Origin of the sequence: Planomicrobium stackebrandtii, assembly GCF_030814955.1 — a bacterium.
Lineage (GTDB): Bacteria > Bacillota > Bacilli > Bacillales_A > Planococcaceae > Planococcus > Planococcus stackebrandtii.
In genome coordinates, this window is the sequence record NZ_JAUSWB010000009.1 from 152,459 (window position 1) to 169,545 (window position 17,087).

The window sequence follows — 17,087 nt, forward strand, 5'->3', positions numbered from 1 at the left end:
GGGACCAGCAGAAATGCTGTAAAGATAGGCCGGTGAAGAGCCGTTATGTAAATGAGTGATTGCTTTTTGGCGATAACTAGGGTGGTACCGCGAATAATGCCTCGTCCCTTTTCTGGGACGGGGCTTTTTACTGTCTAAGGAGGAGAAAAAATGGAAGCACAATTGCAGGAATTGAAAACACAGGCACTGGATAAGATCACTGCGGCATCGACCGTTAAAGAGTTGAATGACGTGCGTGTGGCTTATTTGGGCAAAAAAGGGCCGATTACTGATTTATTGAAAGGCATGGGGAAACTGCCGGCCGAAGAACGTCCGAAAATGGGTGCTTTGGTTAACGTTGTCCGTGAAGAAGTGACGACGCAGCTGGAAGGCCGCATGGTCATTCTCGAAGAAGAAGCAATCAATCAGAAGCTGCAAAGCGAAACAATCGACATCACGCTGCCGGGCCGTCCCGTCAAAACGGGCAACCCGCATCCGTTGACGCGTGTTGTGGAAGAAATTGAAGACTTGTTCATTTCGATGGGCTATGAAGTGGCAGAAGGCCCGGAAGTGGAAAAAGACTATTATAATTTTGAAGCATTGAACTTGCCGAAAGGACATCCGGCGCGTGATATGCAGGATTCCTTCTATATAACTGAAGACATTTTGCTGCGTACACATACATCGCCGGTACAGGCACGGACCATGGAAGCAAAAGGCGGCGAACCGATCAAAATCATTTGTCCGGGCAAAGTATACCGCCGCGACAGCGATGACGCGACGCATTCGCATCAATTTACGCAAATCGAAGGATTGGTCATCGGGGAAGATATCCGCATGAGCGATCTTAAAGGGACACTTTCCGTATTCGCCAAGAAAATGTTCGGCGACGATCGTGAAATTCGCCTACGCCCAAGCTTCTTCCCATTCACGGAGCCTTCTGTTGAAATGGATATTTCCTGCTTTAAATGCGGCGGAAGCGGCTGCAACGTCTGCAAGAAAACAGGCTGGATTGAAATTCTGGGCGCTGGAATGGTGCATCCGAATGTTCTTGAAATGGCCGGCTATGATTCGAAACGCCTGACTGGATTCGCTTTCGGCATGGGGCCAGAACGAATTGCCATGCTTAAATACGGCGTCGAGGATATCCGTCATTTCTATACAAACGATGTCCGCTTTTTATCCCAATTCCAACGTACAGAACTTTAAGGAGGAACTAACACATGCTCGTATCCATTAACTGGTTAAAAGACTATGTAAACACTCAACAATTGCCACCTGCTGAACTGGGTGAAAAAATAACGCGTTCCGGCATCGAAGTGGATGCGGTCATTGACCGGTCACACGGCATGACAAATATCGTCGTTGGTTATGTTGAATCGTGCGTCAAGCATCCGGAAGCAGACAAGTTATCAATCTGCCAAGTGAATGTTGGCGAAGAAACTACACAAATCATTTGCGGCGCACCGAACATCGCGGCTGGCCAAAAAGTCATAGTGGCACGTCCCGGCGCAAAACTTCCTGGCGACATCAAGATCAAAAAAGCCAAACTTCGCGGTGAAGAATCGCACGGCATGATCTGCTCGCTGCAGGAACTGGGCATTGAAGGCAAACTTGTTCCTAAAGCTTATGCGGAAGGGATATACGTATTGCCGGAAGACGCGGAAACCGGTTCTGACGTTCTGACAAACTTTGATTTGAACGATACCGTATTGGAACTGGGATTGACTCCAAACCGAGCAGACGCGATGAGCATGATCGGTGTGGCTTATGAAGTCGGAGCGATTCTTTCTGAAGAAGTGAAATTGCCTGAAATCAGCTACAAAGAAGCATCCGACACAGCAGCATCCATGCTGACATTAAATGTTGATGCACCTGAAGCCAATCCGCTATATGTAGCGAAAGTTGTCCGCAACATTAAAGTGCAGGAGTCACCGATGTGGCTGCAGCAGCGTTTGATGTCAGCTGGTGTCCGTCCGCATAATAACGTGGTCGACGTGACCAACTACATTTTGATGGAATACGGCCAGCCGCTTCACGCATTTGACTACGACTTGCTGGAAACGGGCAATATCACCGTTCGCCACGCAAAAGAAGGAGAAATGATTACCACATTGGACGATGCTGAACGCAAACTGTCCGGCCACCAGCTGGTCATCACCAACGGCGAAAAACCAGTGGCGATTGCCGGTGTCATGGGCGGCGCGGACTCAGAAGTAAGTGAAGCGACAACGACTGTAGTGATCGAATCTGCTTATTTCGAATCCGGTTCTGTTCGCCAAACTTCGAAAGACCACGGACTACGCAGCGATGCGAGTTCACGCTATGAAAAAGGCGTGGATCCAAACCGTGTCATCCCGGCTGCAGAGCGCGCAGCGCAATTGCTTTCTGAGCTTGCGGGTGGGGAAGTATTGGCTGGATCTGTGGTATTCGACGAATTGAATAAAGAAGAGAAAATTGTTAAAGTTTCTCCGGATTTCATTAACAGCCGTCTGGGGATGAAGATTTCCTTTGAAGACATGTGGGATATTCTGAACCGTTTGAAATTCAATACGGAAGCGGCAAATGGCCAACTGGTCATTTCCGTTCCGACACGCCGCCAGGACATCCAGATTCCTGAAGATGTGATTGAAGAAATTGCACGCCTGTATGGCTATGATGAAATTCCTGCAACTTTGCCGGAAGCAGAAACGACTCCTGGCGGTTTGACGCCTTATCAGGCCAAACGCCGCATTGTCCGCTCGCTTTTGGAAGGTGCTGGATTGCTTCAAGCAACGACCTATTCGCTGACTTCCGAGAAATCGGCGAAGCAATTTGCTTTGGAAGAAACGGAAACAACGCGTTTGTTGATGCCTATGAGTGAAGAACGCAGTATCTTGAGACAAAGCCTGTTGCCGCATCTTTTAGAATCGGTCACGTACAACACGGCCAGAAGAATGGATTCGGTGGCTTTGTATGAAACCGGTTCGGTATTCCTGAAAGGCGACGACGAATTGTTGAACGAGCAGGAACATTTAGCGGTGGCAATCACAGGCTTATGGCTCGACAACAGCTGGCAAGGCGAGAAAAAGCCAGTCGACTTTTTCGTGCTAAAAGGAATTGTGGAAACTCTTGGCACGAAACTTGGCGTCCAGTTGACGTTCGAGCGCGGCCAAATGGACGATTTGCATCCAGGCAGAACAGCCTTCATCATGCTTGATGGCCATCGCATCGGGGTAATCGGTCAGTTGCATCCTTCTGAACAAAAAGAGCGTGACTTGAAAACGACGGTCGTTATGGAGTTAAATCTGGCACTGCTGTTGAATATTGAGACAGCTGCATTGCTCTATACGCCAGTGCCGCGCTATCCGTCGATGTCCCGTGATGTGGCATTAGTGCTTTCAAAAATTGTTGAAGCCGGAACGATCGAAACAGTTATCCGCAACGCAGGCGGCAAGCTGTTGAAAGATGTCCGCGTGTTTGACCTGTACGAAGGCGACAAAATGGAAGAAGGCAAAAAATCAGTCGCCTTCTCCTTGACTTACTTTGATCCGGAAAAAACCTTGACGGATGAAGAAGTCATCAACGCTCATGAAAAAGTATTGGCAGCTTTGACAGAAGTTGGAGCAGAGTTGAGGAGTTAACTGGTTCGATAGTAGTGCTAAAGAGAGTGAGTCCAATGGATTCACTCTCTTTTTTTGATTTAATAAGTATGATGGTATAAAAAATTTACTTTTTATAGGGAAGAATAGCCTTAAAAATGAAAAAATGTGATAGTATTTATCTATTATATTAAAGTGAGGGCTTATATGAAAAAAATATTGGAAGCCGAAAAAGGATTGACCTTAATTGAAGTTTTAGCATCAACTGTTTTAATTACTTTAATTTTGGTCTCTTTTTTTACTTTATTTGCTCAAGGGGCAAAAACTAATATAACTTCAGAAAATATTGTAGACAGCACATACCTTGCTCAAAAAGAAATGGAATCTATTATAGCACTTTCGAAAGCACCTATTGTGGATACACCAAAAATTGAGATGGATAAAAGATATGGAATGGGTGTCTCTTCATCTAATAATGAGTGGATCAAATATGAAAAAAGTATTCCTGATTCAACTGAGAAGTATAGTATACGAATAAAAAATACGACTTCTAATAGAATTAACGTAATTGTAGAGGTACTAGAAAAAGAAAATAATGTTGTCAGAGCTAAAATGGAAAACGTTGTGGTGTGGGAAGAGGACAATCAATGAAAAAACTTCTTAAACAACAAAGGGGCATTACATTAGTTGAACTGTTAGCGGTCATAGTAATTGGGGGGATCGTTATGGTTCTTATCCTAAGTATATTTTCAAATGGAAATAAAACGTATCAAAACCAAACAGCAAGATCAGAACAAATTACAGACATGCGGTATATTGCAAAGGTGGTTACTAAAGAAATAAGAATGACTGACAAAGTCTCAATTGTGAATGGTGATTTAGTACTTGGAAGTAACGAAAAGTTAGTTTTCTCACTAGATAATGGACAAATAAAAAAAGATGAGGAAGTCATTGCATCTAATATTGCTGTTTTAGCATTTCATTTTATTGATAGAACTTTATTGATTGAAATAGAGAGTAAGGAAGGAAATAGTAATAGCCAAAAGCTGAGTACCGAAATTTACCTTAGAGAAGGTGTAATTATTGAGTAAGTTATTAAAAAACAGATATTTATTCAAAAGTGAAGTAGGATATACCCTTCCTATCGTTTTATTAATTTTGGTTTTTTTTTCTATTTTGGGAATAAGCCTAATCTCGATAACTATGAATTCATTAAAGTTGTCAGATAGTGAACGCAAAGACCAAGCTGTTTATTACATTGCAGAAAGTGGAACTACTGTTGTTCTCTCAGATATTGATGCTTTAGTAGATTCTCTATCAAATTCGCAAACTATCCAAAATGAACAGGATTTCTTTGCTAAACTAGAACAGGATATTTTGAACAGTAAAGTAATCAATGAATTTGAAGAAAATAGTGGAGAGACTCCTTTTGCTACAGTAACAGTAAAGCTATTGGAAATAGATGAGAACTTAAAAGAACGTAAGTACGAAATTGTCTCTAAAGGAGAAATCGGAACACGAACGCGAACTGTTGGAGGAGATTTTAGTGTTTCATTCAGCGCAGGCGATCAAATTTCACTTCCACCGAATCTAGGAGTATTTTCAAACGATAAAATATTGTTGTCAAATGGAACAATAGAAGGCAACTTAATTCTTAATAAATACAGCTCTAAAGGTATAGAAATTTCAGGGAATCCTTCTGTTAAAGGTGATATTATTGTTCCGGTAGCATCTGGAAATAATGTATTCAGTGCACCTACATGGTGGATAAACGAAAACAAGCCTGCGATCTTAAAAGAGCACCAACTTGTAGAATATCCTTTGCCACCATTTCCTGAGTTCCCAATAAACTTTGCAACCATGCCTAATATGAATGTAGGCAACCACAAAGTTGTTTCGGATAAAAATATAAACATCACAAGTTATTTAGTTGAAAACCATAAAATCATTTTGGATAAAAATTATGAAATAAATAATATTACATTCAACAGCAACAGAAAGTTAACTTTTATAGTTAATGAGGACCGCTCAATTGTGGTAAACAATATTAGTGGAAGCGGACATTTGCATGTCGAAGGAAAAGGCAAACTGACAATTTATCTAAAAGACAACATTCAAATTGATGGAAACTTAAATCCTCAAAATACAGATAATTTATTTATATATGTCGGACCGTCAAAGACTCCGAGTGTACCTAAAACTATAAAAAGTTCCAGCTACGCTCAGTTTAATGCTTCAGTTTATGCTAAAGATGCAAATTTAGAAGTTGTTGGATCGGCTGGGGTAACAGGGCATTTAGTTACAGGTGGACAGTCAGTGAAGTTCAGTGGCGGGACGCAAGGTACAGCTAGTGGTACAGTAGTTTTTGCTCCAAATGCAGCAGTCGAACTCACTGGCAGTGGAACGTTAAGAGGGGGAGTCATATCCAAAACCTTTAAGATGGATGGGGGTGCTAAGGTAATAAGCAACAGCGTAAATTTAAATGAAAATCCTTTTTGGCAAGTTGGCAGCAGTGAAAAAGGGGAAGCGGGTTTTACTAAACTGTTGATAAAGGAAATTCCAAACTAAACTGCTATACAAAAAAATGGGGCTGGTTTTTAAACAGCCCCATTTTTTTATATTATTTCACCGCTGACGCTTCCCAGCCAACCCCTTCGCCTTACCCGTATTAGCAAAATGCACCTTAGTCAACCCCTCCAAATACTCCTCGCCATGCTTCAGCAAAATCTTCGCTGCTGCTTCATCGACAATCTTCCCAGCGCCTTTTGGCAGCGTAACTCCAGCTTCCGCACCCATGCGGTCCATTTCTTCAAGAAACGCGACGCGGGCGATGATGGATGCGCAGGCGACCGATACATGCAGGCCTTCTGCTTTCGTGGAGAACAGGACGTTCTCGCGGATGATTTCGGGTTCTTCTTTGATGTGCTTGTAATAGATGGCGCGTTCGGCAAACTGATCGATCAGGATGGCGTCTGGTTTTTCGGGTGCAATATTGTTTAAAACATGTTTAAGTGCCTGGTTATGCAGCAATGCTTTTATTTTTCCCTGGGACCAGCCTTGTCTTTGGACTCGGTTGTACTTATCGTTTTTCAAGGTCAGCACTTTGTGTGCGAATGCTGCTCTCAGGTCAGGAGCTACTTGGCGCATCCAGGCGTCTGTCAACTGCTTGGAATCTTTGACGCCAAGTTCATGCGCAAGCTCGACTCCATCCGCCGGCACATAGCAGGCGGCCACAGTGATCGGGCCAAAAAAATCGCCCGTGCCGGTTTCGTCGGATCCCAGGACCGATAGCTTGGCAAATCCGTCGGGCAGCTTGTCGCCTTTGGCAGACACCGTTTTATCGGCAGCTGGCAATACCTCACCCCATTTGGCAGCTTCCCGGTCCGCGCCGTTTCCCTGGAACATGACTTTTCCGGAAGTGTAGACGGTTACGACGGTGTCCGTCAACTTAGCGGTGAAACGGGCATAAGGATTTTTGGTTTGGGTCTTATTTTTCTCGTAATGTGAAATCAATTGGAGGAGGCTTTCCTCGGGCAGTTTCAGTACAGTATTCGACATGGGCAGGTCACCTTTCTTTGATTCACAATCGGCTTGTGTTCATGGTATGATGGTTTATAGAATTCTAAAGGGGGATATTGCATTGTCAGAGCAACATAAAATTCACACAGTCGTTGACATCTATGGCAACACTTATAAAATGGTCGGTACCGAAACTTCCGGCCACATGAGATTGGTTGCATCGATTGTCGACAGCAAAATGCGGGAGATCAATGCGTTAAATCCATCATTGGATCAGGCGAAGCTTGCCGTTTTGACTGCATCAAATGCGGTACATGACTATCTTAAACTGAAAGAGCAAGTTGAACAATTAGAAAATGAATTGAAAAAACTGAAGGGTTGACGTGAATGCTTGATATTCTATTAATCATCTTACTGATCGGTGGCATCATTGTGGGCGCCAAAAGAGGTTTTATTGTCCAACTGATCCATATGATCGGGTTTGTTATTGCACTGGTCGTGGCCTATAAATACTATAAACCTTTATCCGAATACTTTGTGCTGTGGATTCCTTACCCATCTGTAAATGAAAATTCCCAGTTTACGCTTGTTGTAGACCAGTTGGACTTGGATCAGACTTTCTATCAGTTATTGGCGTTTGCCCTTATTTTTTTTGTGGTGAAGTTTGCTTTGCAACTGATTGCGTCGATGTTTGATTTCTTGAAGTTTTTGCCGGTGCTTGGATTTTTCAGCAAAATTCTGGGTGCGGTTTTAGGGTTTGTTGAAGTTTACATACTGCTGTTTATTTTCATCTATGTGTTTGCATTGCTTCCATTGGACGTTGTGCAAAACCAATTGGAGAATTCCGGAATTGCCCAGTCTATGCTGGAGCATACGCCTTATTTCTCTGAGAAAGTAAAAGAATGGTGGTATATTTATATGTAGTAGGAACTTCTCTCTTACGAGGGAAGTTTTTTTAGTCGAAACGAGGAGGGCTTTTGGTGAATAAGAAGATTATCATCAGAACACTTGAAAAGATTGCGTTATATATGGAACTCAAAGGGGAAAACCCGTTTAAAGTATCGGCGTTCCGGAAAGCTGCACAGGCGCTTGAGCTTGACCAGCGCAGCCTGGATGAAATTGAGGACGTCACGAAACTTAAAGGCATCGGAAAAGGAACAGGGGAAGTTATTCTTGAGCTGATCAATGGTGGCAAGTCGACCGTTCTGGAAGAGCTGCAGGAAGAAGTGCCGAAAGGACTCGTTCCAATGATGAAGCTGCAGGGAATGGGCGGCAAGAAAATCGCCAAGTTGTATAAAGAACTGGGGATCGATTCGATGGAAGCTTTAAAAGCTGCGTGCCTGAATCAGGAAATTCAGAAGCTTCCAGGCTTTGGGGCGAAATCCGAGGAAAAGATCCTGAAAGAGCTGAACGATTTTGAGACCAAGCCGGACCGACAGCCGATCTGGAAAACAGAAGAAACAGTTGCATTTATAGAAGATGTTTTGATTACGATTGCAGAAGTCGCCGAGTTTTCAGTTGCAGGAAGTTTCCGGCGGACTAAAGAAACCAGCAAGGATCTGGACTTTATTATCGCAACGTCTGAACCGGCGCGCGTGAAAGAGCAGCTGCTTGCCGCATTGCCGGTGCAGGAGACGATTGCGTCTGGTAACACGAAAGTGTCAGTCACTGTAGATGTGTTGGAACCGATTGATGTTGATTTCCGTTTGGTGGCACCTGAAGAATTTGTCACTGCGCTGCATCATTTTACCGGATCCAAGGACCATAATGTCAAAATGCGCCAGCTGGCCAAATCACAGCAAAAGAAAATTAGTGAGTACGGCGTTGAGCAAGAAGACGGCACTGTGGCGACTTTCAAATCCGAAACTGAGTTTTTTGCGCATTTTGGCTTGCCTTTTATTCCACCGTCGGTTCGTGAAGATGGACGGGAACTTGACCGCCTGGAAGAATTGCCGGAGCTGGTAACGCTTGAGGATATTCAAGGCGATTTGCATATGCATACCACCTGGTCAGATGGTGCCAATTCATTGAAAGAAATGATTGAAGCCTGTGTGGCTAAATCCTATCAATACATGGTCATCACTGACCACTCACAATATTTGAAAGTGGCAAATGGGCTGACTCCTGAACGTTTAAAGGAGCAGCATGCCCTGATTCGGGAAACGAACGGGCAATATCCGGCAATAGAAGTGTTGTCCGGAACCGAAATGGATATTTTGCCTGACGCATCGCTTGATTTTGACGACGATTTGCTAAAACAGCTGGACTTTGTCATTGCCAGCATCCACTCGAGTTTCCAGCAGCCGCAGGAACAAATCATGGAACGGATTTTAACGGCGATGAAAAATCCATACGTCCACATGATTGCCCATCCAACCGGACGGATCGTTGGCCAGCGTGACGGCTATGATCCGGATGTTGAGCAGATTCTGGATTGGGCAAAAGAATACGGCAAAATTGTCGAATTGAATGCCAGCCCATACCGTTTGGATCTTGCTGTACCGTACTTGGTAATGGCACAGGAAAAAGGCGTACCGGTAGCGATCAATACAGATGCCCATGCCATTGAAGGCCTGGAAGTCATGGAAACCGGCGTCAAGCACGCCCAAAAAGCATGGCTAAAAAAAGATACAATAGTCAATACATGGTCACTTGAAAAGCTGAAAGCGTATATAAGCAAGTCGAAATAAAGAATAGATCGTCTCAATTCGCTGCAGGCAATGGAGGCGGGAATATTTTACTGAGCAACTGTTAATTTATTTGAAACGTTAGGAGGTTCTTCAATGATCGCAGAACGAGCATTAAGGACACTTGAATTTTATAAAATCCGCGATGAAGTCGCACGGTATTGCACATCATCACTTGGAAAAGCCCATGTGGATAAGCTTTTGCCATCTACGGATATAAACGAAGTCAATCGGCTATTGGAACAGATGGACGAAGGTGCGCAAGTTTTGCGTGTGAAAAACAATGTGCCGATGGGCGGTATTTTCGACATTCGCCTGCATGCACGACGCGCACAAATTGGCGGCAGTCTGAGCCCGATGGAGCTGATGGAAGTATCATCGACGATTCGCGCAAGCCGCATCCTCCGCCAATTTTTTGAAACGATCCAGGAAGAAGCGGTCATTCAAATTCCGCATTTTCTGGAGAAAAAACAATCCATGCCGATTTTGACGGCTTTAGAACATGCCATCAACATCTGCATCGATGACAATGGCGGCGTATTGGACAGTGCAAGCTCTGAATTGCGTTCCATCCGCCAGCAGTTGCGGACGCAGGAAAGCCGTGTCCGCGAACGGCTGGAAAGCTTGGTACGCGGCAAAAATGCTTCGAAAATGCTGTCAGATTCCATCGTGACCATTCGCAATGACCGCTTTGTTATTCCGGTCAAACAAGAATACCGCAGCCATTACGGGGGCATCGTGCACGACCAATCTTCTTCAGGGCAGACATTGTTCATTGAACCGGACGCCGTCGTGCAGGCAAACAACGAAGTTCGCCGGTTGAAGATGAAGGAAAAAGAAGAAATTGACCGTATTTTGCTGATGTTATCCGCACAGGTGCAGGAAGTTGCCCATGAACTTTTCCTTTTGGTTGAAGTTCTGGGTGAAATCGACTTGATCCTGGCTAAGGCAAAATACGGCGCTACACATAGAGGCACTAAACCGACGATGAATACAGACGGCTATATTAACTTACGGAAAGCGCGCCATCCGCTGATTCCAAAAGATGAAGTGGTGCCGAACGATATCGAATTTGGCGGGGACATCACGGCCATTGTCATTACCGGTCCCAATACAGGCGGGAAGACAGTAACCTTAAAGACCGTCGGATTAACGACTTTGATGGCTCAAGCCGGATTGCCGGTGCCTGCACTTGATGGTTCGGAATTGTCGGTGTTCAACCAGATTTTTGCCGATATCGGCGATGAGCAGTCGATCGAGCAAAGCTTGAGTACGTTTTCTTCCCATATGGTCAACATTGTCGACATTCTGACCAAGTTCGATGAAAACTCCCTAGTGATTTTCGATGAATTGGGAGCAGGGACAGATCCGCAGGAAGGTGCAGCTCTGGCCATTTCGCTATTGGACGAAGTCCATGGCAGAGGAGCGCGCGTGATTGCGACGACACATTATCCGGAACTGAAAGCCTATGGTTATAACCGTCCGGGTGTGGCGAATGCCAGCGTAGAATTTGACGTAGAAACATTAAGTCCGACCTATCGCCTGCTGATCGGGGTTCCCGGCCGAAGCAATGCGTTTGAAATTTCGAAACGCCTTGGTCTGCCGGATCATATTATCAACCATGCGAAGAGCTTTACCGGAACCGACAGCAAAGCAGTGGATTCGATGATTGCATCTCTTGAAAAGAGCCGTCGCGAGGCGGAACAGGACGCGGAGCGGACAAAAGAAGTTCTGTCAGAATCAGAACAGCTGAAAAAAGAGCTGGCGAAGCAGCTGGAAGAATACGAGCAGCAAAAAGAACGGCTGGAAGAAAAAGCGAAGGACAAGGCACGAAAAATCGTCGACGAAGCACGTGCTGAAGCAGAAGCTGTCATATCGGATCTTCGCAAAATGCAATTTAACCAAAGTTCGTCGGTCAAAGAGCATGAACTGATCGATGCGAAAAAACGGTTGGAAGATGCTATGCCTCAAAATCGCATCCTGAAAAAAGCAGCCAAAGACAATGCAGCCAAACCGTTAAAAGCAAATGACGAAGTCAAAGTGATTTCCTTCGGACAAAAAGGGACTTTGGTCGAAAAAGTTTCTAAAAATGAATGGATCGTTCAAATCGGCATTTTGAAAATGAAGCTGCCAGAATCTGATTTGTCTTACACTAAACCGGAAAAGCAAAAAGAAACACGGACTATGGCCACTTTGAAAGATCGTGACAGCCATGTGAAAATGGAACTTGATTTGCGCGGGGAACGCTATGAAGACGCACTTGCACGTGTTGAAAAATACCTCGATGATGCGTTATTATCAAATTACCATCAAGTATCAATTATTCACGGAAAAGGGACCGGTGCTTTGCGACAAGGCGTTCAGCAATACTTGAAAAAACATCCGCGTGTAAAAAACTACCGGTTTGGCGAAGCGGGGGAAGGCGGTTCGGGTGTCACAGTCGCCGAACTAAAGTGAGTTTCCATAAAGGGGTATAAGAAATGACAGAAACAGGTTTTTGGACGCACCCGCTGGTCGAGTCAGCCGGCTATTTCAGTGTGGTGGTATTGTGTTTGATCGTCTCCATGGTGATTTTCGAAATGGTGACAAAATATAATAACTGGGAACAAATCAAAAAAGGGAATTTGTCGGTGGCCATGGCGACAGGCGGAAAAATTTTCGGCGTCACCAATATTTTCCGCTTTTCCATTGAACAGCATAATTCTCTGTTCGAAATGATCGGTTGGGGATTATTCGGCTTTACTTTGCTGATTTTCGCTTATATTCTGTTTGAGTTCCTAACGCCCAAGTTTAAAGTGGATGACGAAATCGAGCAGGACAACCGTTCTGTCGGCCTCATTTCGATGGTCATCTCTGTCGGATTGTCGTTTGTCATCGGAGCCAGTATTCAATAGGAGTTGGATAGAGTGGAAAATCTAATTAAAATCTTGTTTGTCTTTTGTGCGATCTTTTTGATAGTGGGAGTTATCTTCCTGTTTATTTTCTAGAAAGCTGGCCAGCCTTTGTGCTGGCTTTTTTACTTAGGTGGGTTCTGCACCTTGCACTTGGCTTGTGAAAGAACGATGCAAGGATAGATCCAAACATTGCGAAAGCTATGCTCTAAGCGGCCGAAACTGTTAAGAACAGGAAAATTCCTAACGCCTGCACATTCAGTTTGCATAATAACTTCAACTTATATAAATAAAGTTTGTAAGCGGTGTCATTATTCTCTATAATTAAAAATAGGAATATTCGCACGATTCTAATAAAATTTAGGAGGTCTAAAGAATGACTGAAAAACCGTGGCTAGCCCATTATCCACCGGAGATCCCGCATACGCTGACTTATCCAAGTATGCCGGTACAGGAATATTTAACAAAAGCCTATGAAAAGTATCCGCAAAAAGTGGCGATCCATTTTATGGGGAAAGAACTTTCATATGAGGAACTGTACCAATCCTCCATGAAGTTTGCGAACTACCTTCAAAAAATAGGGATTAAAAAAGGCGACAGGGTTTCAATTATGCTCCCGAACTGTCCGCAGGCGGTGATCAGCTTTTACGGGATCCTTTATGCTGGCGGTGTTGTTGTCATGACCAACCCGCTCTATACGGAACGGGAAATTGCCTACCAGATGAAAGATTCAGGGGCGCGGGCAATTATCAGTTTGGATATCCTATTCCCAAGAATTTCAAAAGTAATCAAGGAAACGGATTTGGAGAATGTCATCATTACCGGCATAAAGGATTACCTGACTTTCCCGAAAAATCTGGTCTATCCGTTTATCCAGAAAAAGCAGTACGGCATGACCGTTAAAGTAGAGCACCGGGGAGTCAATCACCTGTTTACCGAAATTATGAAGACTTCACAGCCTTTTGTTGTGGAAACACCTTTTGATTTCCAGGAAGATTTGGCTTTGCTGCAATACACAGGAGGCACCACCGGTTCTCCGAAAGGTGTCATGCTGACGCATAAGAACATTATTTCCAATGCGACGATGTGCGACAGCTGGCTGTATAAATGCAAAAAAGGCGAAGAGACGATTATGGGCATCATCCCGTTATTCCATGTTTACGGCTTAACGACAGTATTGATCCTGTCCGTAATGCTCGGCAATAAAATGGTCCTGTTACCAAAATTCGATTCTGAAACGGCATTAAAAACCATTAACAAGCAAAAACCAACACTCTTCCCGGGAGCGCCGACACTCTATATTGGGTTGATGAACCATCCAGATATCGCCAAATACGATTTGTCTTCAATTGAAGCTTGCCTTAGCGGTTCCGCTCCATTGCCGGCAGAAGTCCAGGAGAAATTCGAAAAGCTGACTGGCGGTAAGTTGGTCGAAGGCTATGGATTGACGGAAACTTCACCTGTCAGCCATTCAAATTTGGTTTGGGGAAAACGGACGAAAGGCTCCATCGGCTTTCCGTATCCGGACACAGACTGCAAAATCTTCCAGACAGGCACAACCGACCCAGTTCCAAATGGCGAGATCGGAGAAATTGCCATCAAAGGGCCTCAAGTTATGAAAGGCTATTGGAACAAACCGGAAGAAACAGCTGCCACAATCGTTGATGGCTGGTTGTTGACCGGAGATCTTGGCTATATGGACGATGAAGGAAACTTCTTTATTGTCGATCGCAAAAAAGACATGATCATCGCCGGCGGTTTTAATATTTACCCGCGTGAAATTGAAGAAGTGCTGTATGAACACGAAGCGATTCAGGAATGTGTAGTAGCCGGAATTCCCGATCCGTATCGCGGAGAAACGGTAAAAGCATACATTGTTCTAAAAGAAGGCTATACTGTAACAGAAGAAGAACTGAATACGCATTGCCGGGAAAATCTGGCGTCATTCAAAGTGCCGCGCATTTATGAATTCCGCAAAGAATTGCCAAAAACAGCAGTTGGGAAAATTCTGCGCCGCTCGCTTGTGGATGAAGAGGTCTCCAAACAGAATGAAGCAATTCCATCATAAAGGGATAAAAACTTGACACTAAATACAATAAACTATAATATGAAAATATGAATGAATCGCCATTCATATTTTCATATTTTTTTGGGTGGTGACAGTATGGTAAAAAAAGATAAGCCAAAGTATAAACAAATCATCGATGCGGCAGTTATTGTCATTGCTGAAAATGGCTATCATCAAGCGCAGGTTTCAAAAATAGCCAAACAGGCTGGTGTGGCCGACGGAACCATTTATTTGTATTTTAAAAACAAGGAAGACATTCTGATTTCTGTATTCCAGGAAAAGATGGGCGTGTTCGTCAGCAAGCTGGAACAAATCATTTCCCGTGATCTGGATGCTTCGACTAAACTGGGGCTGATGATTGAAAGCCACTTCGAGCTATTGGCAGGAGACATTCATTTGGCAATTGTTACTCAGCTTGAATTGCGGCAGTCCAATCATGAAATCCGCATAAAAATCAATAATGTCCTGCGGGAATATTTAAAGCTGATGGATAAGATCCTGGTTAAAGGCATGGAAGATGGAGAATTTGATGCAGCCATGGATATTCGTTTAGCCAGACAGATGGTTTTTGGTACAATGGATGAGACCATTACCACATGGGTCATGAATGATCATAAATATGATTTAGTCGAACTCGTACCACAAGTTCAGCGTTTGCTGCTGAAAGGCATGCAGGCTTAAAGAGAGGGGCTCATTGGATGGAATTTATTAGCTGGAAAAAAGAAGATGGCGTAGCTGTGGCGACGATCAATCGTCCGCCGGCAAATGCGCTATCGCGTTCACTCATTTTGGAAGTTGATGAATTGTTGAACCAGGTTGAAAATGATGAAGAGGTTCGCGTCATCGTCTTGCACGGAGAAGGCAGGTTCTTTTCTGCTGGTGCAGACATCAAGGAATTTACGCAAGTATCTTCTGGAGAAGAGTTCTCGAAACTATCAGCGAGCGGCCAGGAAGTTTTTGAACGCGTCGAAACTTTCCATAAGCCTGTTATTGCGGCAATTCACGGGGCAGCTTTAGGCGGCGGATTGGAATTGGCAATGAGTTGCCATATGCGATTTGTCACCGAAAATGCTAAACTGGGATTACCGGAGCTTCAATTAGGATTGATCCCTGGATTTGCTGGAACGCAGCGTCTGCCAAGATATGTAGGCACGGCAAAAGCGGCAGAAATGCTGTTGACGAGTGATCCGATCTCCGGTACAGAAGCAGCGCAATATGGTTTGGCGAATCGTGCTTATGCAGAAGAAGACCTACTTTCGGAAACGCTTACAATCGCCCGTAAAATAGCGAAGAAAAGCCCGGTTTCTGTGAAAGCGGCAATCGAGATGCTGCAGTACGCCAAGCCAGCGTCGTATCATGAAGGCGTAAACGCTGAAGCACAATCTTTTGGAACGGTTTTTGTTTCAGAAGATGCAAAAGAAGGAATCCAGGCATTTCTGGAGAAACGTGAAGCACAATTTAAAGGGAAATAATACTTGGGAGGTTTACGTTCATGAACATTTATGTATTGGTAAAACGCACATTTGACACAGAAGAGAAAATCGTCGTTTCAGGTGGACAAATCCAGGAAGACGGGGCGGAATTCATCATTAATCCTTACGATGAGTACGCGATTGAAGAAGCAATTACAGTCCGCGACGCACACGGCGGCGAAGTGACAGTTGTCACGATCGGCAATGAAGAAGCAGAAAAACAGTTGCGCACAGCACTGGCAATGGGCGCTGACAAAGCTGTCTTGATCAATACAGAAGACGATATCGAAGAAATGGACCAGTTTACTTCTGCGTACATACTGGCTGAATACTTGAAAGACAAAGAAGCTGATTTGATTTTGGCAGGTAACGTCGCAATCGACGGTGGATCTGGACAAGTTGGGCCGCGTGTTGCCGATTTGCTTGGCATTAACTACGTAACAACCATTACCAGCTTAAGCATTGAAGGCGAAACAGTGACCATCGTCCGTGATATCGAAGGGGATGCGGAAGAATTGGAAACGTCATTGCCGCTTCTTGTTACAGCGCAGCAAGGCTTGAACGAGCCGCGCTACCCATCACTTCCAGGAATTATGAAAGCGAAGAAAAAGCCGCTTGAAGAATTGGAATTGGATGATCTGGATATCGAAGAAGATGATGTATCAGCAAAAACAGAAACAATCGAGATCTATTTGCCGCCGAAAAAAGCGGCTGGCCGTATTCTTGAAGGCGACATCTCCAACCAGGTATCAGAATTGGTAGGCTTGCTGCGCAACGAAGCGAAGGTTATATAAGCAAAGAAAAGCGGAAGTGCCTGTTCAGCTCTGAAAGGCATAAGACGAACCAGCGAAGTGGCGCTCTTTGCCACACAGCTGGGTTGGCTTATGACC

15 protein-coding genes and 1 other annotated feature (1 of these 16 cut by a window edge) are annotated in these 17,087 nt (G+C 44.4%); of the genes, 14 read left to right on the forward strand and 1 reads right to left on the reverse strand.

Features of this window, described 5'->3' with window-relative positions:
- Nucleotides 1–112, forward strand: a binding site (T-box leader); it begins 116 nt to the left of the window's first position.
- A 38-nt stretch (nt 113–150) separates the two neighbouring features.
- The 5 genes from pheS to QOZ98_RS16820 all read left to right on the forward strand — a co-directional run bounded on the left by pheS (nt 151) and on the right by QOZ98_RS16820 (nt 6,128).
- Nucleotides 151–1,188: a phenylalanine--tRNA ligase subunit alpha gene (gene pheS / locus QOZ98_RS16800; RefSeq protein ID WP_308788464.1), complete on the forward strand. Its 1,038-nt coding sequence runs from the start codon at nt 151–153 to the stop codon at nt 1,186–1,188.
- A gap of 14 nt (nt 1,189–1,202) precedes the next feature.
- A complete protein-coding gene (pheT, locus tag QOZ98_RS16805) occupies nt 1,203–3,602 on the forward strand; it encodes a phenylalanine--tRNA ligase subunit beta (protein ID WP_308788465.1) in 2,400 nt (799 codons plus the stop codon).
- A gap of 165 nt (nt 3,603–3,767) precedes the next feature.
- Nucleotides 3,768–4,211 (forward strand): type IV pilus modification PilV family protein, encoded by a 444-nt coding sequence (locus tag QOZ98_RS16810; protein ID WP_308788466.1) that lies wholly within the window; start codon nt 3,768–3,770, stop codon nt 4,209–4,211.
- Nucleotides 4,208–4,651 (forward strand): PilW family protein, encoded by a 444-nt coding sequence (locus QOZ98_RS16815; protein WP_308788467.1) that lies wholly within the window; start codon nt 4,208–4,210, stop codon nt 4,649–4,651. The genes QOZ98_RS16810 and QOZ98_RS16815 overlap by 4 nt, the downstream gene beginning before the upstream one ends.
- On the forward strand, nt 4,644–6,128 hold the full coding sequence (locus QOZ98_RS16820; protein WP_308788468.1) for a pilus assembly PilX N-terminal domain-containing protein: 1,485 nt from the start codon (nt 4,644–4,646) through the stop codon (nt 6,126–6,128). The genes QOZ98_RS16815 and QOZ98_RS16820 overlap by 8 nt, the downstream gene beginning before the upstream one ends.
- A 57-nt stretch (nt 6,129–6,185) precedes the next feature.
- Here QOZ98_RS16820 and rnhC read toward each other — a convergent pair whose 3' ends face one another.
- Nucleotides 6,186–7,118 carry a ribonuclease HIII gene (gene rnhC / locus QOZ98_RS16825; RefSeq protein WP_308788469.1) on the reverse strand — a complete coding sequence of 311 codons (933 nt, stop codon included), beginning with the start codon at nt 7,116–7,118 and terminating at the stop codon, nt 6,186–6,188.
- A gap of 82 nt (nt 7,119–7,200) precedes the next feature.
- On the opposite strand from rnhC, the gene zapA reads away from it, so the two are divergent.
- The 9 genes from zapA to QOZ98_RS16870 all read left to right on the forward strand — a co-directional run bounded on the left by zapA (nt 7,201) and on the right by QOZ98_RS16870 (nt 16,991).
- Nucleotides 7,201–7,461, forward strand: coding sequence for a cell division protein ZapA (zapA, locus tag QOZ98_RS16830; protein ID WP_065537053.1), 261 nt, complete (start codon nt 7,201–7,203; stop codon nt 7,459–7,461).
- A gap of 5 nt (nt 7,462–7,466) precedes the next feature.
- Nucleotides 7,467–8,003, forward strand: a complete 537-nt coding sequence (locus tag QOZ98_RS16835) for a CvpA family protein (RefSeq protein WP_308788470.1) — start codon at nt 7,467–7,469, stop codon at nt 8,001–8,003.
- Between the two features lie 56 nt (nt 8,004–8,059).
- Complete coding sequence (gene polX, locus QOZ98_RS16840; RefSeq protein WP_308788471.1) at nt 8,060–9,769, forward strand: DNA polymerase/3'-5' exonuclease PolX; 1,710 nt, start codon at nt 8,060–8,062, stop codon at nt 9,767–9,769.
- Between the two features lie 93 nt (nt 9,770–9,862).
- Complete coding sequence (locus QOZ98_RS16845; RefSeq protein ID WP_308788472.1) at nt 9,863–12,223, forward strand: endonuclease MutS2; 2,361 nt, start codon at nt 9,863–9,865, stop codon at nt 12,221–12,223.
- Nucleotides 12,224–12,246: 23 nt separating this feature from the next.
- Nucleotides 12,247–12,660, forward strand: coding sequence for a DUF350 domain-containing protein (locus tag QOZ98_RS16850; protein ID WP_142827671.1), 414 nt, complete (start codon nt 12,247–12,249; stop codon nt 12,658–12,660).
- A 373-nt stretch (nt 12,661–13,033) separates the two neighbouring features.
- Nucleotides 13,034–14,725 carry an AMP-binding protein gene (locus QOZ98_RS16855; protein WP_308788473.1) on the forward strand — a complete coding sequence of 564 codons (1,692 nt, stop codon included), beginning with the start codon at nt 13,034–13,036 and terminating at the stop codon, nt 14,723–14,725.
- A 96-nt stretch (nt 14,726–14,821) separates the two neighbouring features.
- Nucleotides 14,822–15,406 (forward strand): TetR/AcrR family transcriptional regulator, encoded by a 585-nt coding sequence (locus QOZ98_RS16860; RefSeq protein ID WP_308788474.1) that lies wholly within the window; start codon nt 14,822–14,824, stop codon nt 15,404–15,406.
- Between the two features lie 17 nt (nt 15,407–15,423).
- The gene (locus QOZ98_RS16865) at nt 15,424–16,197 is read left to right on the forward strand and encodes an enoyl-CoA hydratase (RefSeq protein ID WP_142827674.1); all 774 of its coding nucleotides are present in this window, start codon (nt 15,424–15,426) and stop codon (nt 16,195–16,197) included.
- A 20-nt stretch (nt 16,198–16,217) separates the two neighbouring features.
- On the forward strand, nt 16,218–16,991 hold the full coding sequence (locus QOZ98_RS16870) for an electron transfer flavoprotein subunit beta/FixA family protein (RefSeq protein WP_308788475.1): 774 nt from the start codon (nt 16,218–16,220) through the stop codon (nt 16,989–16,991).
- Nucleotides 16,992–17,087: the final 96 nt, after the last annotated feature.

What these genes read in the sequence shown, in the direction of transcription:
- pheS (WP_308788464.1), top strand. Translation starts at nt 151, where the DNA reads ATGGAAGCACAATTGCAGGAATTGAAAACACAGGCACTGGATAAGATC.
- pheT (WP_308788465.1), top strand. Translation starts at nt 1,203, where the DNA reads ATGCTCGTATCCATTAACTGGTTAAAAGACTATGTAAACACTCAACAA.
- QOZ98_RS16810 (WP_308788466.1), top strand. Translation starts at nt 3,768, where the DNA reads ATGAAAAAAATATTGGAAGCCGAAAAAGGATTGACCTTAATTGAAGTT.
- QOZ98_RS16815 (WP_308788467.1), top strand. Translation starts at nt 4,208, where the DNA reads ATGAAAAAACTTCTTAAACAACAAAGGGGCATTACATTAGTTGAACTG.
- rnhC (WP_308788469.1), bottom strand. Translation starts at nt 7,118, where the DNA reads ATGTCGAATACTGTACTGAAACTGCCCGAGGAAAGCCTCCTCCAATTG.
- QOZ98_RS16835 (WP_308788470.1), top strand. Translation starts at nt 7,467, where the DNA reads ATGCTTGATATTCTATTAATCATCTTACTGATCGGTGGCATCATTGTG.
- QOZ98_RS16845 (WP_308788472.1), top strand. Translation starts at nt 9,863, where the DNA reads ATGATCGCAGAACGAGCATTAAGGACACTTGAATTTTATAAAATCCGC.
- QOZ98_RS16850 (WP_142827671.1), top strand. Translation starts at nt 12,247, where the DNA reads ATGACAGAAACAGGTTTTTGGACGCACCCGCTGGTCGAGTCAGCCGGC.
- QOZ98_RS16855 (WP_308788473.1), top strand. Translation starts at nt 13,034, where the DNA reads ATGACTGAAAAACCGTGGCTAGCCCATTATCCACCGGAGATCCCGCAT.
- QOZ98_RS16860 (WP_308788474.1), top strand. Translation starts at nt 14,822, where the DNA reads ATGGTAAAAAAAGATAAGCCAAAGTATAAACAAATCATCGATGCGGCA.
- QOZ98_RS16865 (WP_142827674.1), top strand. Translation starts at nt 15,424, where the DNA reads ATGGAATTTATTAGCTGGAAAAAAGAAGATGGCGTAGCTGTGGCGACG.
- QOZ98_RS16870 (WP_308788475.1), top strand. Translation starts at nt 16,218, where the DNA reads ATGAACATTTATGTATTGGTAAAACGCACATTTGACACAGAAGAGAAA.